The sequence below is a fragment of the Amycolatopsis sp. WAC 01416 genome, assembly GCF_003947485.1.
In the GTDB taxonomy this organism is placed as follows: domain Bacteria; phylum Actinomycetota; class Actinomycetes; order Mycobacteriales; family Pseudonocardiaceae; genus Amycolatopsis.
This window is the reverse complement of record NZ_QHHX01000008.1, coordinates 519,543-546,415: the sequence shown is the minus strand read 5'-3', so window position 1 is coordinate 546,415 and position 26,873 is coordinate 519,543. Positions and strand designations below refer to the sequence as shown.

General features: G+C 68.5%; 21 protein-coding genes and 1 rRNA gene. 13 read left to right on the top strand and 9 right to left on the bottom strand.

The window, feature by feature from the left end:
- Positions 1-103: ribosomal RNA gene (locus DL990_RS28825) — 16S ribosomal RNA — on the bottom strand; the annotation flags it as partial.
- A 465-nt stretch (positions 104-568) separates the two neighbouring features.
- Here DL990_RS28825 and DL990_RS28820 point away from each other — a divergent pair.
- Positions 569-1,366 carry an alpha/beta fold hydrolase gene (locus tag DL990_RS28820; RefSeq protein WP_125800510.1) on the top strand — a complete coding sequence of 266 codons (798 nt, stop codon included), beginning with the start codon at positions 569-571 and terminating at the stop codon, positions 1,364-1,366.
- 8 nt (positions 1,367-1,374) lie between these two features.
- The gene (locus DL990_RS28815) at positions 1,375-2,133 is read left to right on the top strand and encodes an SDR family oxidoreductase (RefSeq protein WP_125787565.1); all 759 of its coding nucleotides are present in this window, start codon (positions 1,375-1,377) and stop codon (positions 2,131-2,133) included.
- Here the strand turns inward: DL990_RS28815 and DL990_RS28810 are convergent.
- A complete protein-coding gene (locus DL990_RS28810) occupies positions 2,072-3,670 on the bottom strand; it encodes a transposase (protein ID WP_125800509.1) in 1,599 nt (532 codons plus the stop codon). The genes DL990_RS28815 and DL990_RS28810 overlap by 62 nt on opposite strands.
- Before the next feature lie 143 nt (positions 3,671-3,813).
- Between DL990_RS28810 and DL990_RS28805 the strand changes: the two genes are divergently transcribed.
- The 5 genes from DL990_RS28805 to DL990_RS28785 all read left to right on the top strand — a co-directional run bounded on the left by DL990_RS28805 (position 3,814) and on the right by DL990_RS28785 (position 10,835).
- A complete protein-coding gene (locus DL990_RS28805) occupies positions 3,814-6,411 on the top strand; it encodes a bifunctional FO biosynthesis protein CofGH (protein ID WP_125787567.1) in 2,598 nt (865 codons plus the stop codon).
- A 151-nt stretch (positions 6,412-6,562) separates the two neighbouring features.
- The gene (locus DL990_RS28800; protein ID WP_125787568.1) at positions 6,563-7,414 is read left to right on the top strand and encodes an arpA protein; all 852 of its coding nucleotides are present in this window, start codon (positions 6,563-6,565) and stop codon (positions 7,412-7,414) included.
- Between the two features lie 15 nt (positions 7,415-7,429).
- Complete coding sequence (locus DL990_RS28795; protein WP_233620603.1) at positions 7,430-8,278, top strand: class I SAM-dependent methyltransferase; 849 nt, start codon at positions 7,430-7,432, stop codon at positions 8,276-8,278.
- Positions 8,275-10,056, top strand: a complete 1,782-nt coding sequence (locus tag DL990_RS28790; RefSeq protein WP_199746635.1) for a choline/carnitine O-acyltransferase — start codon at positions 8,275-8,277, stop codon at positions 10,054-10,056. The genes DL990_RS28795 and DL990_RS28790 overlap by 4 nt, the downstream gene beginning before the upstream one ends.
- A 236-nt stretch (positions 10,057-10,292) precedes the next feature.
- The gene (locus tag DL990_RS28785; protein ID WP_233620602.1) at positions 10,293-10,835 is read left to right on the top strand and encodes a DUF4232 domain-containing protein; all 543 of its coding nucleotides are present in this window, start codon (positions 10,293-10,295) and stop codon (positions 10,833-10,835) included.
- Between the two features lie 5 nt (positions 10,836-10,840).
- On the opposite strand, the gene DL990_RS28780 is transcribed toward DL990_RS28785, so the two are convergent.
- Positions 10,841-11,278, bottom strand: a complete 438-nt coding sequence (locus DL990_RS28780) for a hypothetical protein (RefSeq protein WP_125787570.1) — start codon at positions 11,276-11,278, stop codon at positions 10,841-10,843.
- Positions 11,279-11,292: 14 nt separating this feature from the next.
- Positions 11,293-12,630: an LVIVD repeat-containing protein gene (locus DL990_RS28775; RefSeq protein WP_199746634.1), complete on the bottom strand. Its 1,338-nt coding sequence runs from the start codon at positions 12,628-12,630 to the stop codon at positions 11,293-11,295.
- Between the two features lie 100 nt (positions 12,631-12,730).
- Between DL990_RS28775 and DL990_RS28770 the strand changes: the two genes are divergently transcribed.
- Positions 12,731-14,173 carry an ABC transporter substrate-binding protein gene (locus DL990_RS28770; protein WP_125800507.1) on the top strand — a complete coding sequence of 481 codons (1,443 nt, stop codon included), beginning with the start codon at positions 12,731-12,733 and terminating at the stop codon, positions 14,171-14,173.
- On the opposite strand, the gene DL990_RS28765 is transcribed toward DL990_RS28770, so the two are convergent.
- Positions 14,153-15,052 (bottom strand): LysR family transcriptional regulator, encoded by a 900-nt coding sequence (locus tag DL990_RS28765; protein WP_125800506.1) that lies wholly within the window; start codon positions 15,050-15,052, stop codon positions 14,153-14,155. The genes DL990_RS28770 and DL990_RS28765 overlap by 21 nt on opposite strands.
- A 71-nt stretch (positions 15,053-15,123) precedes the next feature.
- Between DL990_RS28765 and DL990_RS28760 the strand changes: the two genes are divergently transcribed.
- Entirely contained in the window at positions 15,124-16,158 is a 1,035-nt protein-coding gene (locus DL990_RS28760) for an SDR family oxidoreductase (protein WP_125800505.1), read from the top strand.
- Between the two features lie 283 nt (positions 16,159-16,441).
- Here DL990_RS28760 and DL990_RS28755 read toward each other — a convergent pair whose 3' ends face one another.
- Positions 16,442-17,182, bottom strand: a complete 741-nt coding sequence (locus DL990_RS28755) for an SDR family oxidoreductase (RefSeq protein ID WP_125800504.1) — start codon at positions 17,180-17,182, stop codon at positions 16,442-16,444.
- A 221-nt stretch (positions 17,183-17,403) separates the two neighbouring features.
- Here DL990_RS28755 and DL990_RS28750 point away from each other — a divergent pair, with 221 nt between their 5' ends.
- Both DL990_RS28750 and DL990_RS28745 read left to right on the top strand, forming a co-directional pair.
- On the top strand, positions 17,404-17,811 hold the full coding sequence (locus DL990_RS28750; protein ID WP_125800503.1) for a DUF1508 domain-containing protein: 408 nt from the start codon (positions 17,404-17,406) through the stop codon (positions 17,809-17,811).
- Positions 17,812-17,968: 157 nt separating this feature from the next.
- A complete protein-coding gene (locus tag DL990_RS28745; RefSeq protein ID WP_125800502.1) occupies positions 17,969-19,057 on the top strand; it encodes a substrate-binding domain-containing protein in 1,089 nt (362 codons plus the stop codon).
- 65 nt (positions 19,058-19,122) lie between these two features.
- On the opposite strand, the gene DL990_RS28740 is transcribed toward DL990_RS28745, so the two are convergent.
- The 3 genes from DL990_RS28740 to DL990_RS28730 all read right to left on the bottom strand — a co-directional run bounded on the left by DL990_RS28740 (position 19,123) and on the right by DL990_RS28730 (position 24,489).
- Positions 19,123-21,018 carry a S8 family serine peptidase gene (locus tag DL990_RS28740; protein WP_125800501.1) on the bottom strand — a complete coding sequence of 632 codons (1,896 nt, stop codon included), beginning with the start codon at positions 21,016-21,018 and terminating at the stop codon, positions 19,123-19,125.
- Positions 21,019-21,247: 229 nt separating this feature from the next.
- Entirely contained in the window at positions 21,248-22,132 is an 885-nt protein-coding gene (locus DL990_RS28735) for a sortase (protein ID WP_125800500.1), read from the bottom strand.
- Entirely contained in the window at positions 22,129-24,489 is a 2,361-nt protein-coding gene (locus DL990_RS28730) for a hypothetical protein (protein ID WP_125800499.1), read from the bottom strand. Before DL990_RS28730 ends, DL990_RS28735 begins: the two co-directional genes overlap by 4 nt.
- Positions 24,490-24,707: 218 nt before the next feature.
- Here DL990_RS28730 and pstC point away from each other — a divergent pair, with 218 nt between their 5' ends.
- Positions 24,708-25,697: a phosphate ABC transporter permease subunit PstC gene (gene pstC / locus DL990_RS28725; protein WP_125800498.1), complete on the top strand. Its 990-nt coding sequence runs from the start codon at positions 24,708-24,710 to the stop codon at positions 25,695-25,697.
- Positions 25,694-26,830: a phosphate ABC transporter permease PstA gene (pstA, locus tag DL990_RS28720; protein ID WP_125787582.1), complete on the top strand. Its 1,137-nt coding sequence runs from the start codon at positions 25,694-25,696 to the stop codon at positions 26,828-26,830. Before pstC ends, pstA begins: the two co-directional genes overlap by 4 nt.
- The last annotated feature ends 43 nt before the right edge of the window (positions 26,831-26,873 follow it).

Below are 26,873 nucleotides of genomic sequence, written 5' to 3'. Positions count from 1 at the left end.
CACCCGTTCGCCACTAATCCACCCGAAGGCTTCATCGTTCGACTTGCATGTGTTAAGCACGCCGCCAGCGTTCGTCCTGAGCCAGGATCAAACTCTCCAACAATGTCTTCGAATTCAATCGAGGCAAATTTTACTTGCTCTCAAAGGAACCTCAAACGAGGTTCAAATACATAAGCTCTACTGGCTTAGTTCACTAGCACACTGTTGAGTTCTCAAGCAACACACCCCAGATCGCACCAGGCAAAACCCAGCCTTATCCGAAGCAGTCATTCCTAGCAGTTTTTGGTGAGACACCCACTCAATCACCCTGAAGTGAGAGCTTGGTTCGTGTCCCGCGGCCACCCGGTTTCCCTGGCGACTTGGAGAACTTTACATGGCCGGAAACCCCTCGAAACAGGGGGGTACCTTAACGACATTTCCGCAGGTCAGCGAGCAGAAATGGGCCCGCAACGGTCGATCACCCGGTGATCGCCCCGGGGCCGCCCAGGTGGACGCCGGAGAAGAAACATTGCTCCGAGTACATTGCACCGTATTGATCTACGGGATTGCTCCGATTAGCGTCGGGCTCATGAGCACTGCGGAACTCGACGGCATCTCCGTCGCCTACGACGACCTCGGCAGCGGGTTGCCTGTCGTCCTCGTCCACGGCCACCCCTTCAACCGTTCGATGTGGCGTCCCCAGGCCGAGCGCTTCAGCCGGGAGGGCTACCGGGTCATCACGGCGGACCTTCGCGGGTACGGCGAGACAACGGTGGTCCCGGGCAAGACCGGGCTCGACGTCTTCGCCGCCGACATCGCGCGCCTCGCGGATCACCTCGGTCTCGGGCGCTTCGTGCTCGGCGGCCTCTCCATGGGCGGGCAGATCGTCATGGAGTTCCACCGCACCTACCCCGACCGCGTCGCCGGGCTCCTGCTCGCGGACACCTCCCCGCAGGAAGAGACCGAGGACGGCAGGCGCGTCCGCAACGAGATGGCGGACCGGGTGCTCGCCGAGGGGCTCGGCCCCTACGCGGAGGAAGTCCTGACGAAGATGGTCTCCCCGGAGAACGTCCGCACGATGCCGGACGTGGCGGCGCACGTCCTGGAGATGATGCGCACGACGCCCAAGGAAGGAGCGGCGGCCGCGCTCAGGGGCAGGGCCGAGCGCCCGGACTACCGGAACAGCCTCACCCAGGTGCGAGTGCCGAGCCTCGTCGTGGTCGGGACCGAGGACGAGTTCACGCCGGTCTCGGACGCCGAGCTCATGCACGACCTCATTCCCGGCTCCACCCTGGCGGTGATCGAGGGCGCCGCCCACATGCCTAACCTGGAACGCGAGGCCGAGTTCGACGCCGTGTTCGCACGGTTCTTGAAAGAAATTGGGTGATCGTCTCCATGTCCCGGAAGACCGTTTTCGTGACCGGTGCCAGCGCCGGGTTCGGCGTCGAGATCGTCCGCCGGTTCGCCGCCGACGGCGCCAAGGTCGTCGCGGCCGCGCGGAGTAAGGACCGGCTCGACAAGCTGGCCGTCGAGCTGGGCGAGAACGTCCTCCCCTTCGAGCTCGACGTCCGGAACGCCGACGCGGTAGCCGCGCTCCCCGGCACGCTGCCCGCCGAGTTCGCCCAAGTCGACCTGCTGGTCAACAACGCCGGCCTCGCGAAGGGCCTTGAGCCCGCGCACCGCGCGAAGCTCGACGACTGGGACCAGATGATCGACACGAACATCAAGGGGCTCGCGCATCTCACCCGCGCGTTGCTGCCCGGCATGGTCGAGCGCGGCCGCGGGCACGTGATCAACATCGGGTCGGTCGCGGGCTCCTACCCCTATCCCGGTGGCAACGCCTACGGGGCGACCAAGGCGTTCGTGCACCAGTTCAGCCTCAACCTGCGCGCGGACCTGCAGGGCACCGGCGTCCGGGTGACCAACGTCGAGCCCGGCCTGGTCGGCGGCACGGAGTTCTCCGTCGTCCGGTTCGAGGGCGACCAGAGCAAGGCCGACAACGTCTACAAGGGCACGACGCCGCTGACGGCCGCCGATGTGGCCGAGTCCGTCTTCTGGGCGGCGTCGCAGCCGGAGCACGTGAACATCAACGTCATCGAGTTGATGCCGGTGGTGCAGAGCTTCTCCGCCTTGCATATCCATCGGGAGAGCTGAGCCCGAAGAGGTCGAAGAGCGCCTGCTGTTCCGGGCTCCGCTCGGTCAGCAGGCGCCGGGTCCGCGGGCGGCCGCCGGTGGACGGGTAGCGCAGCACCGTCTCCCCTATCCCCGCGAGACTGTCCATCAGCTCGCGGACCGACAGGTTCATCCCGGCGCGGTCCGCCTCGCGCCGCATGAGGTGCGTGACCGTGGACGCGAGCACCGTGACCAGCGTGTGCACCGCGATCCGGTGCGGGGTCCAGTCCCAGCGCGGGGCCGGGCCGGTGACGGCGGGTCCGGTCAGCCAGCGGAACGTCGAGTCGAGGTGGGTCCGGGCCCGATACGCGGTGACGACCTCGGACACCGGCCAGTCGTGGTCGGTGACCAGCACCTGTTTGCCGAAGAACTCGTCGTGCAGCCGCGACACGGCGGCGTCGTCGACCTTCCAGGTCAGCCGGATCTCCCCCGGCTTCGTCCCCGTCAAGGAAGGGGAGAGCACCCGTTCGACGCGGCGGCCGCGGGTGATCCGCGCGATTTCGGCGTTCACCTGGCTCCGGTCGCCGCGGTACGTGCCCGCGGCCAGTGCGGCGTCGAGGCCGTCGAGTTCACGCGTCGCGGTGCTCAGTTCCTCGCCGAACGCGCGGGCCTGCGCGTTGTGCAGGATCTCCGAATGGGTCAGGATCACACGCCGCCGGACGCCCGCGACCACGGCTCTGGTGTCGAGAGCGGTCAACCCGGCGAAGCGCTCCGGGTCGACAGGTTCGCGCGCGGACGGCGGTTTCACCAGTAGCTCCGGATGCTCCGAAAGCGGGAGCGCACCGACGAAATGCCTTCCGAGGTCCAGTTGCGCTGCCTGGCCGGCGGTGAAGATCAGCGTGACGGGGTACAGCGAGCGGAGTTGCTCGGCGAGCGCGGCGAACGGCTGTGCACCTTCCCTCGGATACACGTGCGACGCCAGCGGGATCGCGCCGTCCTTGGTCACCACCAGGCCGAGCCCGGCGAGTTCGCAGCGGCAGGGCTCGGCCGTGGTGAAGGTGGCGAACTGCGGCACGTCGACGGCGAGCGCGGCGTTCCCCGTCCCCAGCCAGGAGAGCACCGCTTCGGCGACCGTGGTCTCGATCCGCGCGATCCGTTCCGGAGTGAGCCGTTGCAGCGCGCGCCGATGATTCGCCAGGTCGGCTTTGAGGAATTCGCGTGCGACACCGTCCTCCCACCAGGTGGCGAGGTCCGTGTCCGGTGCCGTCGCCCGGTGCAGGACGGCGAGCGCGAGATGCGTCCCCAGTGTGGTCGCGGCGCGCTGGGCTCCGACGGCTTCGTCGACCCGGCGCACGAAGTCGAGCCGTCGCAGGGTGGCCCACACCGCCGCGACGTCACCGAAGGTCCGGTGACGCGCTTCGCCGGGGGCGGAGACGTCACCCTCCATCGCGCGCCCGATCTCCTCGGCCGTGCCGAGGTAGCGCTGCGACACGACCCTGGGCTCGCCGTCGATCCGCGCGGAGGTGACGAGGTAGTAGTACGTCCGCCCGCCGACCTTCTTGCCGATCACCGAAGCCACACTTTAGGTAATACACTTCAGCCCACCGATCGGCAACCAAGATCACGCTCTGACCAGCGAGAACGGTGACCACACCCGCGCGGGTGACGCGGTGGCGGGATGCGCACTGGCAGGTGGAGCGAGTCCGGCCATAGCGTGCGGGAATGGCATCCCCTGCTGACGCGAACGCCCCCACCACCTCGGCGATGCGCCGGGCACTCGCCAGGGCGCGCGACGGGAAGACCCTCGACCTCACCGAGGCCTCGATCCTGCTCCAGGCGCGCGGCGACGACCTCAAGACGCTGTCCGAGCACGCCTCCCGGATCCGTGACGCCGGACTCGTCGCGGCGGGCCGTCCCGGCGTGGTCACCTACAGCCGTTCGGTGTTCATCCCGCTGACCCGGTTGTGCCGGGACCGTTGTGGTTACTGCACCTTCGCGACCGTCCCCGGCCGGGTCGAGTCGCCGTTCCTCTCCCCCGACGAGGTCCTCGACATCGCCCGCAAGGGTGCCGCGATGGGCGTCAAGGAAGCGCTGTTCACCCTCGGCGACCGTCCGGAGGACCGCTGGACGGCGGCGAAGGACTGGCTCGACGCGCACGGGTACGACGACACGCTGTCCTACGTCCGGGCGATGGCGATCCGGGTATTGGAGGAGACCGGCGTCCTGCCGCACCTCAACCCGGGTGTGCTGACCTGGCAGGACTTCCAGCGGCTGAAGCCGGTTTCGGCGTCGATGGGCATGATGCTGGAGACGACGGCGAAGCGGCTGTACACCGAGAAGGGCGGCCCGCACTACGGCTCGCCCGACAAGGACCCCGACGTGCGCCTGCGGGTGCTGGAGGACGCCGGCCGCAGTTCGGTGCCGTTCACCACGGGCATCCTGATCGGCATCGGCGAAAACTTCGAGGAACGCGCCGACTCCCTGTTCGCGATCCGCAAGGTCGCGAAGACCTACGGCGGCATCCAGGAAGTGATCGTCCAGAACTTCCGCGCGAAGCCGGACACCAAGATGCGCGCGACCCCGGACGCCGATCTCGAGGAACTCGCCGCGACCATCGCCGTCGCGCGGCTCGTGCTCGGCCCGAAGATGCGCATCCAGGCGCCGCCGAACCTGATCGGCCAGCAGTACGAACTGATGCTGAACGCCGGGATCGACGACTGGGGCGGCGTCTCCCCGCTGACCCCCGACCACGTGAACCCCGAACGCGCGTGGCCGCAGATCGACGAACTCAAACGCCGCACCGAGGCGCTCGGCTTCACCGTGCGCGAGCGGCTCCCGATCTACCCGGAGTACGTCAAGACCGGCGAACCGTGGCTGGACCCGCGGATGAACGCGCATCTCGCGCCGCTGACCGACGCCGAGACCGGGCTCGCGATCGAAGAGGCCATCCCGGTGGGCATCCCGTGGCAGGAGCCCGATGGCGGCTGGAAGGAGGCCGGGCGCACCGATCTGCACGTCGAGGTCGACACGGTCGGGCGTACGGAAGACCGCCGCAGCGACTTCGACTCGGTCTACGGCGACTGGGCCGAGATCAAGGGCAACATCAAGACCGCGCCGCAGCGGTTCGACCTCGACATCCGGGACGCCTTGCGCAGCGCGGAAAAGAACCCTGCCGGACTGTCGGACGACGAGGCGCTGGCGCTGCTGCACGCCGAAGGCCCGGAGCTCGACGCCTTCACCAAGATCGCCGACGACCTGCGGCGTGCGGTGAACGGCGACGACATCACCTTCGTCGTCACGCGGAACATCAACTTCACCAACGTCTGCTACACCGGCTGCCGGTTCTGCGCGTTCGCCCAGCGGCGCACCGACGCCGACGCGTACACGCTTTCGCTGGAGCAGGTCGGCGACCGGGTCGACGAGGCGTGGGCCGCGGGCGCGACCGAGATCTGCATGCAGGGCGGCATCCACCCGGATCTGCCGGGGACCGCGTACTTCGACCTCGCGGCCGAGGTGAAACGCCGTCAGCCGGACATCCATCTGCACTCGTACTCACCGATGGAGGTCGTCAACGGCGCTTCGCGGACCAACCTCTCGATCGAGGACTGGCTGGCGCGCGCGAAGGAAGCCGGCGTCGACTCGCTGCCGGGTACGGCCGCGGAGATCCTCGACGACGACGTCCGCTGGGTGCTGACGAAGGGCAAGCTGCCGACGTCGGAATGGATCAACGTCGTCACCACCGCGCACAAACTCGGCATCACCACGACGTCGACGATGATGTACGGCCACGTCGACACGCCGTCGCATTGGGTCGGGCACCTGAAGCTGCTGGCGAAACTGCAGCGGGAAGGCCTGGAGCGCAACGGGCGGCGCGGCTTCAGCGAGTTCGTGTTGCTGCCGTTCATCCACCAGAGTTCCCCGATCTACCTCGCCGGGCTCGCCAGGGCCGGGACGACGCTGCGCGAGAACCGCGCGGTGCACGCGCTGGCCCGGCTGCTGCTGCACGGGACGATCGACAACATCCAGAGTTCCTGGGTGAAACTCGGTGAAGAGGGCAGCCGCGCCGTTCTCCAGGGCGGGGTCAACGACATCGGCGGGACGCTGATGGAGGAAACGATCAGCCGGATGGCGGGAGCGGCCAACGGGTCGTACAAGACGATCAGCGACATGCGCGCGATGGTCGAACCGCTGGGCCGTCCGCTGCGGCAGCGGACCACCGAGTACGGCACGCCGACGGCGGAACGGATCGCCGCTTCCCAGGCGTCCGACGGCGTCGCGACAGCGGTGCGGCGGCCGCTTCTGCCGCTTGTCACCAGCTGACGAAAGCTCCATGACGGCCCCCTTATCCGCGTACGAACGCGGATAAGGGGGCCGTCACGTTCCGTGTGGCACCGCTCACAAGGCGCGGGGGTCGCGGGCGTTTTCTGTGCTAAACCCGAGAATCACTTCCGGGCCAGCCGAGAGGACGTCGATGACCGCGAGCGCAGTCCAGGTGGCCGACACCGCCCGCTATCCGTTGTCCGCACCGGGAAGCCCGGCGTGGCGCGAAATCGTTTCCCGGACCCGCGCCGAACTGCGGGAAACGGGCTGCAGTGTGCTGGCCGACTTCATCCGTCCGGAGCTACGTGACGCCCTTCGCCACGAAGGCGCGGAGATCGCTCCGGAGGCGTACGCGAAGGTCGAACGCGTCAACGCCTACAACATCGCCATCGACACTCCGCTGCCGGAGGGCCACCCCGGCCGCACGATCATGGAACGCGGCAACGCCTTCGTGGCACGCGACCGGATCCCGGCGACCGCGATCATCCAGCAGCTGTACGCGAGCAGCGAGTTCCAGCGGTTCGTCGCCGACTGCTTCGAGCTCCCCGAACTGCACGAACTCGCCGATCCACTGGCAGGCCTGGTGCTCAACGTGATCGAACCGGGCCGCTCGCATCCGTGGCATTTCGACACCAACGAGTACACGGTCAGCATGCTCACGCAGGAGGCGGCCGAGGGCGGTGTCTTCGAATATTGCCCGAACATCCGCACCGGAACGGCGGAGAACTTCGACGACGTCCGTGCCGTGCTGGCGGGCGAAGGGGATCACCTGATCCGACGGCTCACTCTGCGTCCCGGCGATCTTCAGCTGTTTCGCGGACGCTTCGCGCTGCACCGTGTGAGTAGTGTTCAAGGGGCAGTCGCCCGCCATTCCGCGATCTTCGCGTACAGCGAGCGTCCTGGGGTCATCGGCAGTCCGGAGCGGACGAGACAGCTGTTCGGCCGGGTCCTGCCGGAACACGTCGCATCCGCGGCGGTCCGGGGCGATCAGCTGCTCGACTAAGTCAGGAGCTTGGCCGTGCCATTGGATTCGACCGGCAAGATCTCTTTCGATCACATCTATACCGAGCCCGATCCTCGTGCGTTCTTCGGCACCTTGCGCAGACTGGACTACTCCATCCCACAGCAGGCGAAGGCCTACTTCGCGAAACTGATCGACGAGTACCGGGCGGAGACCGACGTCAAGGTCCCGACGGTGCTCGACCTCGGCTGTTCCTACGGCGTCAACGCGGCACTGCATCGCTGTGACACGTCGATGGAGCGGCTGTACGACCACTACCGGGACAGCGAAGCGCTGAGCCGGGACGAACTGATCGCGCGCGATCGGCGGATGGTCGGGGAGCTCGCCGTGAGCGACAAGGTCCGCTTCATCGGCCTCGACGCCTCCGCGCCCGCGTTGGACTACGCGCTCGCCGCGGGCTTCATCGACGACGCGATCCACGCGGATCTGGAAAGCGAAGACCCGACAGAGGAGCAGCGCGCGCTGCTGGCCGAAGTCGACATCGTCATCTCGACCGGCTGCGTCGGCTACGTCACCGAGAAGACCCTCGTCCGGATCGCGCGGGAGAACCGGCCTTGGATGGCGCATTTCGTGCTGCGGATGTTCTCCTACGCGTCGGTCGCCGAAAGCCTCGCCGATCTGGAGTACGACACGACCGGGGCCGACGGCGTCTTCCGGCAGCGGAGGTTCGCCTCGGCCGAGGAACGGACGCAGATCCTGGACAATCTGTCCGTCGCGGGTGTCGACCCGCGTGGGCTGGAGTCCGGCGGCCGGCTGTACGCGCGGCTGTTCGTCTCCCGCCCGGACGGCGCGGCGGGCGACCTCGCCGCCGCGCTGAACGCCCTTCCCCTTCGAGATCAAGGATGATCGTGAGCAGTCCGGAACCGTCCACCCGCACGTTCGGCAACGAGGAGGTCCTGCCGAGGGTCCCTGTCCCCGGCCTGGAGGACACCTGCCGCCGGTTTCTCGAGTGGTGCTCGCCGCTGCTCACCCCCGGCGAGCTCGCGGAGACCGAAGGCGCCGTCGCCGAGTTCCTCGCGGAAGGAAGCCCGGCGCACGAACTGCAGAGCGCGCTCGAAGCCTTCGACAAGCGGGAAGGCGTCCACAGCTGGCTCGACACCTTCTGGCCGTACCGCTACCTCGGCCGCCGCGACCGGATCGCGCTCAACGCGAACTTCTTCTTCCTGTTCACCGAATCCCCGCTGGGACAGCTGGAACGCGCGGCCGAACTGGCGGCGTCGGCGGTGGACTACAAGCTGAAGCTGGACGAGGAACTGGTGCCGCCGATAATGCTGCGCGGGCAGCCGCAGTCGATGGTGCAGCACAAGTACCTGTTCTCGGCGACGCGGATCCCCGGCGCCGTACAGGACACCGCGCGCACGCCGTACCGCGAGGACTGGCCGGGGCCGTCGAGGGCGCGGCACGTCGTGGTGTTCCACCGCGGCACCCCGTTCCGGATGGACGTCATCGCACCCGACGGCCGCCCGTACTCCCCCGAACAGCTGGTCGCGGGGCTGCAGGTGATCGTCAAGTCGGGGAACTTCGTCGAAGACCCGCAGACCTCGGCCGGGCATTTCACCACCAAGGCGAGGGCGGAGTGGGCGGCGACGAGGGAAGCGCTGCTCGCCGGTGGGAACGCGGCCGCGCTCGACGACATCGAGACGGCGCTGTTCTGCCTGTGCCTGGAGGATTTCGCGCCGGCGGACACGCAGGAGGCGTGCGACAAGCTGCTGCACGGCGACAGCGCGAACCGCTGGTTCGACAAGGCCGTGTCGCTGATCGTGTTCGAGGACGGCACGGCGGGGATCAACGTCGAGCACTGCGAACTCGACGGGACCACGATCCTCGGGTTCACCGACGCGCTGCTGAGCGGGACCAGGCTGGAGCGACCGCCCGCCGACGGCGTCCCGGCGTCCGAGGTCATCGAGTTCGTCCTGGGTGACGCGCTGCGCGAGGACGCCCGTGCCGCGGCGGTGGCCTTCGCCGAGTACGCCGACGCGACCGCTACGAAGACGGTGTCCTTCACCGACTTCGGCGCGAAGCGGGCGAAGGAGCTGGGGATGTCCCCCGACGCCTTCGCGCAGATGGCGTACCAGCTCGCGCACAAGCGGGCGAAGGGGATTACCGGCGCGACGTACGAGTCGATCGCGACGCGGCAGTACCAGAACGGGCGCACCGAAGCGATGCGGGTGGTGACGCCCGAGGTGCAGTGGTTCGTCCGGGTGATGGACGATCCGCAGGCCGACCGGCAGACACGTCAGGCGGCTTTCCGCGCGGCGGCCGCGAAGCACGTCACGCGGGCGAAGGAATGCCAAGCGGGCGACGCGCCGGAGCAGCACCTGTGGGAACTGCAACTGATCCAGAAACGGCGTGGCGTCGAGGACTCCCCGTCGCTGTACTCGTCGCCCGGCTGGCTGAAGATGCGCAACGACTACCTGAGCACCAGCTCGGCGCCGTCGGTGAACATCCGGTACTTCGGCTTCGGGTCGACCAGCCCGCAGTGCATCGGCGTCGCGTACGTGCTGCTGCCGGACTCGCTGAATCTGTACCTGTGCACACCGAAGCACGTGGCGCACGAGATGGAGCTGTTCGCGACGGAACTCGACGCCGCCATCCGTGAGCTGCAGGAGTTGCTCGCCTCTTGAGGGAGTGAGGCGGGCGTGGCGGAGTCTGTGATGGGCCGAAGGCGTCCTTCACCGCGTCGGATGCGGTGAAGGACGCCTTCGGCCCAGGTGCGGCCGTGGGCGATCGGCCCGCGCGTGTTGCGAAAGCCACTTTCGCAACCTTCAACGTTGCGAAAGTGGCTTTCGCAACACGCCATCCCTACATAACCCACCAAGTACGTGAAGGGCGCCTTCACGTACTTGGATAAGGTTCCGGCGTGCTGGGAAAACTGGGGTTGCCGGGTGCACTGCTGCTCGTCGTGACGGGGTGCAGTTCGCCGCCACCACCACCCGCACCGCCGCCGCCCGCGGAAACGCCGGTGCCGGGCACCGTCGAACCGGCGGGTTGTCTCGGCACCGGGATCACGGTGAAGTCCGGCCCGGTCGACGCCGCGCTGGGCCATCGCGCGATCGTGCTCACCCTCACCAACTGCGGCACGGCACCGCGCACGCTCACCGGCTATCCCGAAGTCCGCTTGCTGGACAAGGAAAAGCGGCCGATGGCCGTCGAGGTCGAGCACGGGTCGTCGTACATGGCGATCGATCCCGGCGTCAGCCCGCAGACGGTGCAGCCCGGCGGGACGCTGCTCTCGGTCGTCTCGTGGTCGAACACCGTCACCGTGGGCTCGCCGGAGGCGGGCGCCTATGTGACGGTCGCGGCCGCGAAGGGTGACCCGGAGCAGCGGATCACCGTCGACACCGACCTCGGGACCACCGGCAAGCTGACGCTGACCGCCTGGAACGCCAAGCTCAAGAACTGAACCCGCTACATCGTCTTCGACATCAGGAACGCCTGTTCGGAGCCGTCGACCACGAACGCCGTCCGCGACTTGGTGGTCGTGGGCAGTTCGCAGGAGAGCCACTTCACGCCGGACGGCAGGAGCGCCTTCAGCTGTTCCGGCGCCGTCGGAGCCCCCGCATGGCACTTGAGATCGCTGATCAGCTTCGACACGGCTTCGAGTGGAAGCTTCACCAGCGCGGACAGCCGCAGGTCGGACGGCCCGGGTGCCTCGATCCGGCCTTCGGAGACGCCCATCCGCTCCTCCACCCAGCGCGCCTCGACGATCTCTCCGATGTCCGGGAAATCCTCGGCGACCGGCGCCGTATCGGTGCGGACGGCCATTTTCTCCGGCGGTGCCGGGGCACAGGCCGCGATCAGGACGATCGCGGCCAGGCTCCCCAAGGTCTTCCCCATGATGCGCATGGGGACATCTTCGCTCAGGCGGTGAGCTTCAGGATGTCGATTCCGCGAGTGTTGTCGGCGACATAGACGTAACCCTTGTGCCAGTAGGGCGCCCACGCGGCGGCGTCGGCAGGCCGGAAGTAGGCGATCTGCTTCGGGTCGGTCGGGTCGCTGACGTCGAGGAACCGCGTGCCCTGCCCGTAGAACGACTGCACGAGGACCTTGCCGCGGATGTCGAAGTAGTGCGCGGAGCAGTCACCCGACGCCGGGTCGCTGCCTTCCTGACCTGCGACGCTCCAGGTGCCGACGGATTCGAGGCGGAACGGCTTCTCCGGCGTCGAGCGCCAGCCCTCGCCGTTGTACGAGTTCTTCAGCGACGAGATCGTCAGCACGCCGTCACCGGCACAGCCGTCGAGGAAGCTCTCTTCGGTGGCGTAGATGAGGTCGCGGCCGCGCCAGCGGTTCGAGTCGGCACCGTCGGCCGAACGGTGTCCCGCCGGGTGGAAGCTGTTGTGCATGAACTTCGACGGTGCCGCCGTCTCCTCGACCCCGCCGCCCGCGTAGGGCACCGGGTCGAACGCCGTCGCGCGGCGGACCTTGCCCTGGACGGGGTCGCGGTGGAAGCCGTTGGTCCAGTAGCCGCGGACACCGCCTCGTCCGGACACCCACGCCACGCCCTCGTCGTCGACCTGGACGTCGTGCACGTAGTCGGTCTTGCCGTCGTTGCGCGCGAGTTCGATCGGGTTCGGGAACGTCTTGGGGTTACGCGGATCGCGGATGTCGGTCACCCAGATCGGGCGGCCGCCCCAGTCCGCGGGCTGGTTCGCGGCCTTCGCGGGACCGCCGGTCCAGAGGTAGCGGCAGTCGTCGACGCAGCTGGTCGTATGGCCGGCGGGCACCTTGGTGTAGCTCAGGATGGCCGGTTTGTCCGGGTTCTTGAGGTCGATGATGTAGATGCCGGACTCGCCGGTCTGCGTGGTGCCGCCGTAGGCCCGCGGGTCCCGCGCGAGGAAGACGAGCTTGCGCTTGACGTCGACCTCGGTGTCCTCGGTCTCCCAGAGGCCGGGCAGGCTGACCTCGCCGATCAGCTTCGGCGCCGTGGGATTCTTCGTGAGGTCGTAGACCTTCAGGCCGAACTCGCCGGAAACCGCCATGACATCGCGCTTGCCGTACTGCAGGAACCCCATCGCGATGGCGCCTTGCGCGTCGGGCACGTTGCCGACGGCCTTGACGTTCTTCACCGCGCCGGGCGCACCCGCGACCCGGACCTTCTCGTTGGCCGGTTTGTCCTCTTCGCCGCACGCGGCGGCGGGCAGGCCGGTGGCGATCAAGGTCGCGGTGACCGTGGCGAGCGCCAGACACGAACGGAGCAACCAGTTTCCTCGCACAGAAACCTCCCAGGCTGGTCCCCTCACCATAAGATCACCACTTTGCCCGCACAACCACCGATGGTCGGTGTGAGACTGCTATGACATGACCATGCGCTCGCGTCTTCTGGCCCCGCTCCTCGCCGCCTCACTGGCCGCGGCGGGCTGCACGGAATCCGGTGAACCGCCCGCACCGGACGTTCTTCGCGTGGGTTTGGCCGCCCCGGCGACCCTCCTGCCCGCCGACATCCGTGACCAGCCCGGACGCATGCTCGCCGGCGCGTTGTGGACGCCGCTCTCCGATTACGACCCCGCGACGGGAAAGCTGACGCCACGCGCGGCGGAATCGGTCACCAGCGCCGACCGGATCACCTGGACGGTCAAGCTCAAGGACGGCGGGAAGTTCCACGACGGCACGCCGGTGACCGCCCAGTCCTATGTGGACACCTGGCAGGCGATCGGCGCGGAGCGGTGGCAGGCGTCGCGCGTGGTCAAGGATCTCCTGCGGGCCAAGGAGATCGCCGCGCCGGATCCGCTGACCATCCGGCTCGTGCTCGACCGGCCGTCCGGGCAGGTCCCGGCGCTGCTCTCGTCGCCCGCGCTCGTCCCACTGCCCGCGTCGGTGCTGAAGTCGCGCGATTGGCCGGGGTTCGCGCAGCGGCCCGTCGGCAACGGGCCATTCCGGCTGGACGGCGCCTGGCAGCCGTCCGGCGGCAAACTGATCCGCGTGGCGGACGCGCCGGGCAAGGCGCGTGTGATCGAACTGAAGACCGGCGACGCGGCGGCACAGTACGACGAGGTCAAGGCCGGGAAGCTCGACCTCTCCACGTTCGTCCCCGGTGATCGCCACGAGGCCATGCACGCGGATTTCGCGCAGCGGCATGTGATGTGGGCGCTGCCGACCGCCGCCTACCTCGGGTTTCCCTTGACCGCGAAGCATTTCTCCGACGCGACGGTACGTCACGGCTTCGCGCTCGGGATCGACCGCGCGGCACTGGAGGCCGGCGCTCTCGGCAAGCAGGTGGACCCGGCGAAGTCGCTCCTGCCGCCCGCCGTCGCCCCCGGTGAACGCAGCAGCACCTGCCGCCCCTGCACCTTCGACGCCGGAGCCGGGAAGTCACTGTTGACGCAGGCGGAGTTCCCGAACACGCCCGTCCACTTCGGACAGTCACCGGCGAGCTGGCTGCGCCCGCTGGCGGACCAGGTCAGCGCGGCCGTCGGTGTCCCGCTGGCCGCCGAGCCCGGGGAGGGACCGTTCGCGATCGACGTGACCCTGTTGACGCCGAGCCCGCAGGAGACGCTGGCCGAGATCGTGAAGGCCACCGGATACTCCAGTGACGGGTTCGCCGACCTGCTCAAATCGGCCGAGGAGACCGACGCCGCCGAAAGCGGCGAGGTCTACCGGCTGGTGGAGAACCAGTTGCTGCGGGATCTCCCGGTCGCTCCGCTGTGGTCCGGGCACGGGCACGCCGTCTGGGCGGAGCGGGTCGGCGAGGTGAAGGCGACCCCGTTCGGCGGCGTGGACCTGTCAGGCGTTTCGGTGCGGTGAGCCGAGCGTGCACTCCCCCGCGACGACGTCGATGAAAGCCGAGGTCAACGGGTCGGGCGTGCTGCGGCAATAGGCGGCGAGTGTGCGCCGGATCGCCGGTTCGGGCCACAGGACACGACCGTGGAAACCTTCGGGCAGCACGTTGGCCGGGACCAGCGCGGGACCGAGCCCCGCCGCCGCGAGCACCGGCGCCGCCGCGGTCTGCTCGGTCCGGACCGCGGCCCTCGGCTGGAATCCCGCCGCGGCGCACGCCTGGTCGACGAGGTCGGCCAGGCCGTTGCCCGGCGCGTAGTGCACCCACGCGCAGTCCGCGAGGGTCGCCAGGTCGACGACGCCGGAGCCGTCGTCCTCACGCGGCCCGTCGATCGGCAGGACCACGACGAACTCCTCGGTGCCGAGTTCGCGGACCGGTCCGACCCAGCCCGGCGGGACCGGTCCGACCGCGACGTCGGCCTCCCCCGCCGCCATCGCCTCCCGGAGTTCGTCCGCGTGCCGGAACTCCACCAGGCGGACGTCGACGTCCGGCCGTTCCCTCCGCCACACCCGCAACGCCGCGGGCAGGACACCGAGGCCGACCGAATAGACCGTGGCGATCTGCAACTCCCCGGCTTCCAGCCCGGACGCCTGCCGGGCCGCGCACCGCGCGCGTTCGGCGTCGGCGAGGGTGGCGCGGGCGTGCGGCAGCATGGCCCGCCCCATCGGGGTGAGCCGGACGCTGCGCGGCAACCGTTCGAGCAGCGGTCCGCCGACGCCCTTCTCCAGCGCGCGCATCTGATGCGACAGCGCGGGCTGTGTCACGTGCAGCAACTCCGCGGCCCGGGTGAAGGAGCCGGTGTCGACGACGGTCACCAGGTACTCGAGTTGCCGCAGACTGGTCATGAAGAGAGTTTATCGGAGCGGTGATATGTATGCCTTGGACTTATCGCAACGCCGGGTCCAGGCTTGAGGACATGAACGAAGAACGCAAGGTCGCCCTGGTCGCCGGGGCCAACGGGGTCATCGGCAAGAACCTGATCGAGCACCTGGAGACCCTGCCGGGCTGGCGTGTCATCGGCCTGTCGCGACGTGGCGGCCCCGGCCAGATCGCCGTCGACCTGCTCGACGCGGACGACACTCGCGCGAAGCTCGGCGGCCTGGACGACGTCACGCACGTGTTCTACGCGGCCTATGTCGACAAGCCGACCTGGGCCGAACTGGTCGCGCCGAACCTGGCGATGCTGACCAACCTCGTCGACGCGATCGAGCCCGCCGCGCCCACGCTGCGCCACATCAGCCTCATGCAGGGCTACAAGGTCTACGGCGCCCACCTCGGCCCGTTCAAGACCCCGGCACGCGAAGACGACGCCGGGCACATGCCGCCCGAGTTCAATGTGGACCAGCAGGACTTCTTGGAACGCCGTCAGACCGGGAAATCCTGGACGTGGTCGGCGATCCGGCCGTCGGTGGTCGGCGGCACCGCGCTGGGCAACCCGATGAACCTCGCGCTGGCCATCGCCGTCTACGCCTCGATCTCGAAGGAACTCGGCCTGCCGCTGCGCTTCCCCGGCAAACCCGGCGCGTACGACAGCCTCCTGGAGATGACCGACGCCGGACTGCTGGCGAAGGCCACCGTCTGGGCCACCGGCTCGGAGAACGAGGCGTACAACATCGCGAACGGCGACCTGTTCCGGTGGAGCGACCTCTGGCCGCGGATCGCGCGGTACTTCGACCTGGAGGTGGCGCCGCCGCTGCCGATGTCGCTGGACGTCGTCATGGCGGACAAGGAGGAACTCTGGACGTCGATCGCCGCGAAGTACGGCCTCGAGGTGCCCTACGGCGCGGTCTCGTCGTCGTGGGCGTTCGCGGACTTCGTGTTCGGCTGGGACTACGACATGTTCGCGGACGGCTCGAAGGCCCGGCGGGCCGGTTTCCACGAGTACGCGGAGACTTCGGCGATGTTCTTCCGGCTGTTCGACGAATTCCGGAAGGCGAAGGTGATCCCCTGAGGCTCCTGTGGGTGCTCAGATTCCGCACCCCCGAGTTACGTCCCCAAGCACGTGAGTCACGCCTTGCCGAAGTACATGAAGGCCCCCTTCCTTGCGCTAGGCGCAAGGAAGGGGGCCTTCATGTACTTCACGACCGGCCGCCGAGGTCACAGCCGTCCCACTGTAGGCAAGGAGACCTTCACTACCAGGAGAACGCGTCGCAGGAGCGACACCGACCCCGCGCCACGACACGTTCGACTTACCCCTCAATAGAACCGTCCGTACCACGCACGAGCCTTGACGCCTAACCCCGTCCGATGTACGGCATCGCGGTCGCCGTGACGGTCAGGAAGCCGACGTTCGCGTCCAGCGGCAGCCCGGCCATGTACAGCACGGCGTCCGCGACGTGCCGGGCGTCGAAGGTCGGCTCGGCCTTGACGCTGCCGTCGGCCTGCGGGATCCCGTTCGCCATCCGCAGCGTCATCTCGGTGGCGGCGTTGCCGATGTCGATCTGTCCACAAGCGACGTTCCAGGCCCGGCCGTCGAGCGAGATCGACTTCGTCAGTCCGGTGACCGCGTGTTTCGTCGCGGTGTAGGCGACGGACGCGGGGCGCGGGGCGTGCGCGGAGATCGAGCCGTTGTTGATGATCCGGCCGCCGCGCGGATCCTGCGCCTTCATCAGCCGAACGGCCTGCTGTGCGCACAGGAACATCCCGGTCAGGTTGGTGTCGACGGCGCGTTTCCAGTCCGCGAAGGACAGTTCGTCGACGGTCCCGCCCACCGACACACCCGCGTTGTTCACCAGGAGATCCAGCCGCCCCCATTCCGCGCGGACCGTCTCGAACAACGCGGCGACGGAATCGGGATCGGCGACGTCGGTGGGCGCGGGAAGCGCGTTCGCGTCACCGTCGGCGGTCTCGGCGAGCGCGTCGCCGCGGCGGCCCGCGAGTGCGACGCGATAGCCGGCGCCGAGTAACGCGCGGGAGATCTCCCTGCCGAGCCCGGAACCCGCTCCGGTGACGACCGCGGTCCTGCCGTTGCCCATCGATCCTCCTCGCAGACCGTGCCGGAGCGAACCGGCTCGGTCATCGTTTTCCGATTACCCGCGTCCGTTCAGGCTAGCGCGTCGCCGTCAACGGAAAACGTTCACCCGGCGGCCGTCGCCCCTTAAGGAAAACCGGTAACCCCTTCACCACATCGCAGCGATTCACCGGATGTGCCCAGGGGGAATTCACATCGTTCACTTCGTCGCCGGAGCGGTGAACAGTGACCAAGAATCCACGTTTCCAGCTGGTCCAGACCGGCGAACAGACCATCCGATGGCGGCTGCTCGGCGGCAACAACGTCTCGCTGGGTTCGGCGCCCGCCGACTGTCCACACGCCGAGGAATGCCTCGCCGCCATCACCTGGCTCAGCGCGAACATCACCGAGCTGACCAGCGATTTCAGTCATCTCAGCGGAGGCCGCTGGCGCTGGCGCCTGCATACGGAAGACCGGATCGTCGCGATCGCCAGCCACGCGTACGGGCGGCGTATCGAGGCGCAACGCGGCCTCGACCGATTCCGGTCCGCCACCACCGAAGCGTCCATCGGCGAAGGGATCGAGACCATAACCGATTGGCGCCGGAAATACCGCCGTGATTCCGACGGATATTCACCGAATCGTTCTCGGTGACGGCCGATCACGGAAAGTGCGTTACCCGGACATTAACCACCAGGACGTCGGGCGGGAACGCGAAGCACCGCCGCCGGACAGTGTTGCGGAGCGAGGATTGGCAGCAAGTCACGGAATCCCGTGACGACTTGGGGACTAGAGAAAGAGTGCAAACAAGATGCGTGCTCGTACCACTCGGTTTCTCGGCGCCACCGCGATCGCCGCGTGCGCCTGCCTCACCCTGACCGGCACCGCCTCGGCGGCCGCCCCGGCCAACGGCCTCGGTGAGGTCATCGCCGCGGCGGGCTCGGACACCACCGTCGACATCACCGGCGCGATCCTGGCCGACGCGAACGGCGGCGCCTGGAACAGCGACCCCGACAACTTCGTCAACGTGCCGCCGCTGCTGTCCGGCACCCAGACGTTCACCGTCCCGGCCGACCCGTTCGCCGACGAGGTCGTCTACAGCGCCGGCAACCCCGCCCCGAACGGTTCTTCGCAGGGCAAGGCCGCGCTGAAGGCCTCGGCCGAAGCGGGCGACGGCAAGATCGACATCGCGCGGTCGTCCTCGGCCCGCGGCTCGTCCGACCCCGCCACCTTCGAGTACTTCGCCTTCGCCACCGACGGCGTCACCTGGGCCTCTTCGGCCACCGGTTCGGGCGCGGGCCTGAGCCTGACGCTGGCGCAGCTGCGCGGCATCTACGACGGCTCCATCACCAACTGGAACCAGGTCGGCGGCGCCAACTCCCCCATCGCGGTCTACCTGCCGCAGACCGGTTCCGGCACGCTGAGCTTCTTCACCGGCACCGTCCTCGGCTTCGACCCGACCACCAAACCGGTCACCATCAAGCGGTTCCAGGAGCACGACGGCAACTCCATCCCGGTCGGCGACCGCGCCACCGCCATCGCGCCGTTCTCCATCGCGCAGTGGATCGCGCAGGGCAACACGGTCGTCGCCGACAAGCGGGCGGGCTTCACCGTCAACCCGCTGACCGGAGCCGGCTTCAACGGCTCCCCGGTCTCCGGTTCCGCCGGCAACTACACCCCCGCCTTCACCACGGCGTTCCTGGGTTCGCGCAGTGTCTACAACATCGTCGACTCCCGCACCCCCAGCTACGACCAGGCCAAGCGCGCCGTCGGCTTCGACGACGGTGACTCGGCTTCGACCGCCAGCCCGCTGTGCGGCGGCCAGCTCGCCGCCACGATCCAGCGGTACGGCTTCCTGACCGTGTCGGGCCCGAACGGCCTGTCCTGCGTCAAGTCCTGAAGCTCCTGAAACAGTGAAACGGCCCGGTGCGCGCGCACCGGGCCGTTTCGTGGTTCGAGCTTGTGCTACTTCTTCGGGGCGACGCCGAGGGCGGCGAGCGCCGGATCGGTCATGATCACGCCCGCCCCGGTCACCGGGTCGAAGCCGGGGGCGCCGAGGTCGATCGCGGTCGACGTCAGTGCCGTGCGGATCTCCGCCGGGGTGGCGGTCGGCTTGCCCTGCATGAGCAGCGCGGCGATGGCGGCGGCGCTCGGCGCGGCGGCGGAGGTCCCGAAGAACGGCTGGAAGCCGGTCACCGAGGTCGCGACGCCGTCGGCCGCGGTGATGTCCGGCTTGTTCCGCGTCGCACCACCGGTCGAGGACACGTTGCCGGGGGTGATCACCGAACCGTCCGGGTTGTAGAACTGGTGACGGCGACCGTCCGAAGTGAACCGCTCCCATTTGCTGGCGGCGGTGAACAGACCCGGGTACGGGCCTGTCGGGTTCGCCGGGTCACCGGTCTCGAGCGCGCGGCCGAAGGCACCGGCGGCCGGGGCGGCCGCGACACTGAAGGCGTTGACGGCTGCCGAGTGGCCGGAGGTGACACCGTTGGTGCTGAAGGCTTTCAGCGCGCCCGAGGTGACGAAGCGGCCACGGATGACGTTGAGCGCGATGAACCGGTCGGAGCCGCTGTACTTGACCACGGCGACCTTGAAGCCCGAGCCGCTGGCCGGGACCTGGGCGATCTCGTACGGGTTCTGGGTGCCGTTCTGCGAGCCTTCGCTGGAGGCGACGACCGAACCGGACGAGTTCAGGACGAACAGGTCGTAGTCGCTGGTGGCCTTGCCCCACGGGTCGGACCAGAACAGGGTGACGTAGCGGCCGACCGAGTTCGGCGAGAGCGCGTTGTACAGCTGGGTCGTGCTGCTCGGGTCGAAGTCGTGCGGCGTCCCGGTGATCCCGGAGATCTTGCTGGCCGAGCCGCGGAAGTCGCCCTCGTAGTAGCCGCTGGTGCCGTCGGTCAGGTTGCCCGAGTTCCCGGCGGAGGAGAAGTAGAGCGCGCCCGCCGCGGTCACGTCGTTGACGGCCTGCGCGACCGGGCCGTCCTGGAACGGCGACTCGTCGAAGTAGGAGACGTCGTCGACGATGATCGTGCACTTGCCGGTCGTGCGCAGCGCGCGGATGTTGTCGGCGAAGCTCTGCTCGCTGGTGAAGGCGGTCGCGAAACCGAGGGCGGCGCCGGGCGCCATGTCGTGGATGATCTCCAGCATCGCGGTGCCCTCGTCACCGCTGCCCGCCTGGCCGGGGAGGACGTCGACGGCGGGCAGTTCGCCGGCGGTCTGGGACGCCTTGAGCGACTTGATGCCGTCCGAGAGCACGCAGACCTTCTGGCCCGCGCCGGTGACGCCGTACTTGGTGCGGGCGGTGTCGTTGCCATGCGCCTTGTCGCCCTCGGCGACCTGCAGCGCGGCGGCGGTCTGCTTGGCGGCGGCCTGCCGCCGGTCCTGCGGGGCGGACTCGTTCCAGGTCATGGCCTGGGAAGCGGCCTTGACCTCGGCGACGTCCCCGCGTCCGGCGATCGTGTCGACGGCGTTCAGTGGCAGGTCGGCGCGGATCGCGCCGGCGGGAGAGGCGTGGCGGACGGTGCCGCCCGCTGCCTTGACGGCGTCCACGAGTGACTGGCCCGCGCCCTTGATGTCCACCGCGACCGTGCCGGCGTCACTGACGCCCAGCCCGGTCCGGTACTCGGGCAGCTTGCCGGCCAGGCCCTTGTCGGCGCGGAGGCGCTTCTCGATGACGAGCTGGCTCGACTGCTTGCGCTCGGCCGGGGTGAGGCTCTTCTTGATGCTCTGCAGTGCGGTGATCCCGGTCTGCGTGCGCGCCTCCTCCGACGGCTGGGCACCGGACACCGCGGTCGACAGCAGCAAAGCGCCGACCGCGACCGGAACCGAGCATGTGACCACCCGGCTGAATCTGCTCATCGAACTCTCCCTGTGTTCAGCAATCCAGTCGCGCTCCGGCTAAAGCACGCTGGTGGCATGACACTCCGTCAGAAGAATTCCTTCGGTTGCCCGAATGAGTTACCCCTGACCGGGTGTAATGGGGAGAATCTAAAGAGCTGTCGGTGATCAGTCCACCGACCAAAGTCGGGAACGGGCGAAGATCCACATCCTGAGAACGGGTTCGGCCCGAAAAGACCGAAATCCTGGATTACGCCCAAGCCGGAAAGAGCCGCCACAGCGCCAATGCCGCCAGCGCGGCGAAAGTGAGCAGGACCGGCCCGGTGATGACATAGGTCGAAACCGGACGCCACCGGCGATAAAGGAAAGTCGCCCCGGCCGCCGCCGCCACGAATCCGCCGAAGGCCAGCACCAGCCCGGCCCACGCGTCACCGTCACCGGTCCGGCCGTCCTGTGCGTCCGCCTTGCCGTTCTGCGGGGTCGGGCGGAACGGCCTGCCCTCCAGTGCGGCAGTCACCACCGTCGCTTCGGCCGAGGCCAGCGGCCACCACGAGGCCGAGGTCACCAGCGTCAGCCGATCGTTCTCGGTCTTGCCGTAGTCGACTCCCTCGTCGAGGGGCCGGGTAGCCGTGTCGGTCACCCGGTAGACGGACTTGCCCTGTGTCGTCGCGACGACGATCTCGTCACCCTTCACCAAGGCGTCGAGTGAGCCGAACGGGCCGCCGAACCCGGCGTTGCGGGCGGCGATCACGGCGTTGCCCGGCTGCCCCAGCCCGGCCGTCCCCGGGACGTGACCGGGGCCGGACGCGGTTTCCCCGCTCGACGCGCCTTCGATGACGACCTGCCGCACCTTCAAGGCCGGGATCTCCATGACGGCCACCGGCCTGCCGAACTCGACGGGTTTGGCGGGCGGTGCCGCGCCGAACAGGCTCTGGCTGGCGCCCAGCGCCACGCCGATCTCAGTACGGATCTCCGTCAGCGCCTTCCGCTGATCACTCGACTGCAGCATCGGGCCCAGCGCGTAGACGACCAGCGCCAGCGCCACCAGGGTGGTGACCAGCCACGCGAACACGACGGCCCCGATCCAGCCGGGGCCGAACCGCAGGAACTCCCTTTCTTCTACCTCCGTGCTCACGCCACGTCACCCGAGGGCTTGCGGCGGAGGAGAGCGAACAGCATGGCGAACGCGGCACCGATCCCGACCAGCGCCCTGGTCAGCCAGGACGGCACCGGCCGACCGGCCGCGAGATACGCCGTCGCGGACGGCAAGGTCGCCAGGATCACCAGCGCCACCAAGGGAATCAGGGCTCCGAGCGCACCCGCGCCCGCGAACTTCGGGATGTCGATCGACTCGGCGAGGTTCTTCGCCGCGGCCACGCTTTCCGGGGACGGGGCGACCGCGGGCGCCGGTCCGGTGGCGGCCGCCACCGGGGTGCCGGCGGACGAACCGGGCCCTCCGGAGGGCCCGCCCAAGGAAGAGTTGGCGGCCTGCGTGGCGCCGGTCGCGCCCGGCGGCGGCGGATTCTTCGCCGCTTCCTTTTCCTGGCACGCCTTTTCGGCGGTGCCGGTACCGATCTTGGCGACACGCCGGCCGGCGGTCGCGGCCAGTCCGGGACTCAACCGGACCATCCCGGGGGGAAGCAGTGACTGCCCGAATCCGGCCGCGAGGTTGGCGAACGACTTCAGCTGCTCCTGCTTCTCCTTCATCGGCTGACAGTTCGCGTCGATCAACGGGTTGACCGGAACGGCCAGGTATTCGACGAAGGTGAGCGGGTACGCGCCGTCCTGGGAAACGGTGCCGGTCTCGGCCGTTCCGTCGGGGCCGATCTTCATCGCGTCGGCCGCCAGCCGCAGGCTCTGCTCGGTCGGCGCGACGAAGTTCCCCTTGCCGTCCGGGAGCGCCACCGGCGTCCAGCGGTTGACCGTGGCCGTCGCGAGGTCGGTGATCACCCAGTTCATGCAGCCGCCGGCGCAGTCCGCGCCCCTGCCGACGACGGCGTTGTCGACGGTCTTGCGCACCGACAGCTGACCGGTCTTCGCGTCGACGTTGTTGATCCGGAACTTGCCGGGGTCCAGCGCGCTCAGATCGGCGATCACCCCCGGCGACTTCCCTTCCAGGTCACCGAAGTAGCCCTCCCCCTTCTTCGGGAAGACCCAGGCTTCGGGTGCCGATCGGACGAGAGCCCGGCTCAGGGTGAACGGGACGGTGCCCGGTCCCGACTCCCCCGTCGCGCCGAAGAAGTCGGTGTTGCCGCCGTAACCGGATCGGGCGTTCACCGCGATCACCCCGGCAGGCTGGCCGTCCTTGATGGCCGCGAGCGCCGGATTCCTGGTGACCAGCGGGGAACCGTTCTTGAAGATGCCGCCGCGCCCGTCGGCGTCGGGTACCTGCCCGCCCTTCGTGAACATGTTCGCCACTTCGTCGTAGGCGAAGGACAGGGTTCCGGTGAACTTCGAGTTGAGCGGGCTGCCCCCGTCGTTGACGTCGGTCGGGGACCAGCCGACCGCGGCGATCACGGCCGCGTTGATCCCGACGGGGACGTATTCCCGGGACCGCACGGACTGCGCGGCCAGCGCGTTCCCGCTTCCGGTGATCATGAGATCGGAGGCGCCCTTGTCGAACGCGGTCAGCCCGACGTCCTCGGTCTCGCTCACGATGTTGGTGGGCTGGTCGGACCGCGTGGGCGCGCACAGCGCCTGGTTCCAGGCGACCGCGGTCCGGCCGAGCCGCTCCGGCATGCTGGCGTTGAGCGTGTTCCGGCCGATCCCCTTGCAGCCCTTGACCCCGATCCCCGGCAGGTACGGCGTGAACTTGAGGGATTCGTCGACCCAGGTCACCGTCTTGCCCGCGGCGTCCTGTGCGGTGATCTGGATCGTGACGGTGCACGGATTGTTCTCGTCACAGGTGAAGGAGAACTGCCTTCTGGACTTCGCGCCGGTCACCGGGTCGACGACGACGGGATTGTCCGCCCACGGCACCTTCGGGAATTTGTCGCCGGGATTCACCGCTTTTTCATAAGTGGTGTAAAGCGGATCCCACGCCACCGCATGCGGGCGCAAGGTACCGCGCGGGATCGTCGTGTCGAAGACGATGTCGCCGGTCGTGCTGCTCCGCACCCTTTCCATCGACTGCATTCCCGCGGCCTTGCCGGTGAATTCGTCGCCGAATTCGTCCTGGCAGTAGGCCTGCACCCGGGTGAGCAGCGTGCTGTCCTTGCTCCACGGCGGGACATACACCTTCTTCATGAGATTGTCCGGCACGTCCTTCGGGCAGACGACGAGTTTCGCCTTCGCCCCCTTGGGCAGGCCAGAGAGCGTGATCCGCAGTGGATCACCGTTCTGCACCGCCGACAGATCGGCGGGCTCGGTCTTGAGCTTGTACGGCGGATTGGCGGGCGCCTGCGCCTGCGCGGCGGGGACGGACACCCCCGCGACCGCCAGTATCCCGCAGATCAGCACGATCCCGGCTCGTCTCGCACGGACCAGGAACACGGACGACTCCCCAGATTTCACGGGATCCAACGTCCACGAGTCACCCGTTCGGGGTCAACCGGCTCGGACCGTCTGCCCGCACTGATTCACAAACGCCCCGTCGGGCGTTCTCCGCGTGGACACCTTTCCCGGCGGCGGGCACCACATACTGGCCGCATCGAGGGGCGACGTGGTGTGCCCTGAACTCCTTTACTTGCCAACACGAAGGAAGGCCGCCCGTGACCATCGCGCCACCCCGGCCCGACCCGTCCCCACCCGGAACCCCGGTGCGGCGGGTGATCACCGAAGTCCTGTCACGGGCCGACCGCGCTTTCCGCCGCGTCACCACCGGCGCCGGGCTGACCATGCTGGCGATCCTCGTGGTCATCGGCTTCTTCCTCGTCTACCGCTCCGGGCCGGCCTTCGACGCGAGCGGTTTCGGGTTCTTCACCACGATCCGGTTCGATCCGGCCTCGGGTGTCCTCGGGGTGCTCGGCCTGCTCTACGGGACCATCGTGGTCGCGCTGATCGCCATCCTGATCGCGGTCCCGCTGAGCATCCTGGCCGCGTTGTTCATCACCGAGTACTCGAGCGGGCGGATCCGGGGGTTCCTGACCGGGCTCGTCGACCTGCTCGCCGCGATCCCGAGCCTGCTGTACGGCCTGTGGGGATTCGCCTTCCTCGGCCCGCAGATCGTGCCCGTCTCGCTGTGGCTCACCGAAAACCTCGACTGGTTCCCGTTGTTCTCGTCGAAGGAGAACGCGCTGTACATCCAGTCCATGTTCATCGCGGGTCTGGTGGTCTCGCTGATGGTCCTCCCGATCACGACCTCGGTGATCCGGGAGGTGTTCGCGCAGACGCCGCCCGGTGAGAAGGAGGCGGCGCTCGCACTGGGCAGCACGCGGTGGGGAATGGTCAGGACGGTGGTCCTGCCCTTCGGCCGAGGCGGCGTCATCGGTGGCTCGATGCTCGGGCTCGGCCGCGCGCTCGGCGAGACGATCGCCGTTTCCCTGCTGCTGCCGCAGGTTCCGGAGATCACGAAGCACGTCCTCCAGTTCGGCGGCGCGACGATCTCCGGCTTCATCGCCAACAACTCCGGCGCGTCGGGGCTCGCGCTGTCCGGGCTGATGGCCGCGGGTCTGGTGCTGTTCGTCTTCACCCTGGCGACGAACTTCACCGCGTCGGTGATCATCTCCAAGAGCCGTTCGGGCGCGGGGGTGGACGCGTGACCACGACGTTGACTCCCCCTGTCACCCCTTCACCGCGCAAGCTCGTCAAACGCCGTCCGTCGGAGACGACCAGGCAGGACCGGCTCGCGGCGCTGGGCTGCGCGGTGTCGGCCACGCTGCTCACCTGGTTCGTCATGCATCTGCTGCTGGATTCCCCCGGCTGGCTGGCCGACCTGATCGTCGCGTACCTGCTGTACCTGTCGATGCTCTACCTGGTCACCCGCGACCGGCTGGGCAGACTCGCCGCGTCGGACCGGCTGGTTTCCACCGTCGTCGTCAGCGGGGCGCTGATCCTCCTCGCGCCGCTGCTGTCACTGCTGATCTACATCGTCGCGGAGGGCGCGCCGTATCTGCGGCTCGCGTTCTTCACCCACGACATGTCCACGGTCGCGCCGACCGATCCGGTGACCGACACCGGCGGCCTGCACGCCGTCATCGGCACCTTGCAGCAGACCGCACTGACCTTGGTCCTGGTCGTCCCGCTGGGCGTGCTCACCGCGGTCTTCCTGAACGAGACGCGGTCCAGGTTCCGGCGACCGGTGCGGATCATGGTCGACGCGATGAGCGGCCTTCCGTCCATTGTGGCCGGTCTGTTCGTCTACGCGGCCTTGATCATCCCTGGCATCCAGGCGGGTGTGGGCTTGTTCAGCTACAACGGGATGATGGCCACGCTCGCGTTGACGATGGTCATGCTGCCGACCGTCACGCGAACCGTGGACGTCGTGCTCCGCCTCGTCCCGGACGGCCTGCGCGAGGCGTCGTTGGCGCTCGGCGCGAGCCGGGCCCGCACGGTGTGGTCGGTCGTACTCCCGACCGCGCGGACCGGCGTCACCACCGCCGTGATCCTCGGCATCGCCCGGGTGGCGGGTGAGACCGCGCCGCTGCTGTTCACCTCGTTCGGCGCGCTGGGGATGAACGCGAACCCGTTCTCCGATCCGCAGGAGAGCATCCCGCTGTTCATCTACCGCTTCATCAAACAGCCGCTGGAGAACGTCCAGCAGCGCGGCTACGTCGGCGCGCTCGTGCTGATCCTGCTCATCTTCGGCCTGTTCGCGATCGCCCGTGTGGTGGGCCGCGACCGGTCCAAACGCAAGGCGAAGAGAACCACCGTCAAGACACAGGAGAACCGGTGACCGACACTGAAGTGTCCTACGTGGACAGTCCGGCGCGCCCGCT

Bases quoted from the DNA above. Each gene is read 5' to 3' on its own strand.
- DL990_RS28815 (WP_125787565.1), top strand. From the start codon at position 1,375: ATGTCCCGGAAGACCGTTTTCGTGACCGGTGCCAGCGCCGGGTTCGGC.
- DL990_RS28790 (WP_199746635.1), top strand. From the start codon at position 8,275: ATGATCGTGAGCAGTCCGGAACCGTCCACCCGCACGTTCGGCAACGAG.
- DL990_RS28760 (WP_125800505.1), top strand. From the start codon at position 15,124: ATGAACGAAGAACGCAAGGTCGCCCTGGTCGCCGGGGCCAACGGGGTC.
- DL990_RS28770 (WP_125800507.1), top strand. From the start codon at position 12,731: ATGACCATGCGCTCGCGTCTTCTGGCCCCGCTCCTCGCCGCCTCACTG.
- DL990_RS28780 (WP_125787570.1), bottom strand. From the start codon at position 11,278: ATGCGCATCATGGGGAAGACCTTGGGGAGCCTGGCCGCGATCGTCCTG.
- DL990_RS28740 (WP_125800501.1), bottom strand. From the start codon at position 21,018: ATGAGCAGATTCAGCCGGGTGGTCACATGCTCGGTTCCGGTCGCGGTC.
- DL990_RS28800 (WP_125787568.1), top strand. From the start codon at position 6,563: ATGACCGCGAGCGCAGTCCAGGTGGCCGACACCGCCCGCTATCCGTTG.
- DL990_RS28805 (WP_125787567.1), top strand. From the start codon at position 3,814: ATGGCATCCCCTGCTGACGCGAACGCCCCCACCACCTCGGCGATGCGC.
- DL990_RS28745 (WP_125800502.1), top strand. From the start codon at position 17,969: ATGCGTGCTCGTACCACTCGGTTTCTCGGCGCCACCGCGATCGCCGCG.
- DL990_RS28820 (WP_125800510.1), top strand. From the start codon at position 569: ATGAGCACTGCGGAACTCGACGGCATCTCCGTCGCCTACGACGACCTC.
- DL990_RS28765 (WP_125800506.1), bottom strand. From the start codon at position 15,052: ATGACCAGTCTGCGGCAACTCGAGTACCTGGTGACCGTCGTCGACACC.
- DL990_RS28755 (WP_125800504.1), bottom strand. From the start codon at position 17,182: ATGGGCAACGGCAGGACCGCGGTCGTCACCGGAGCGGGTTCCGGGCTC.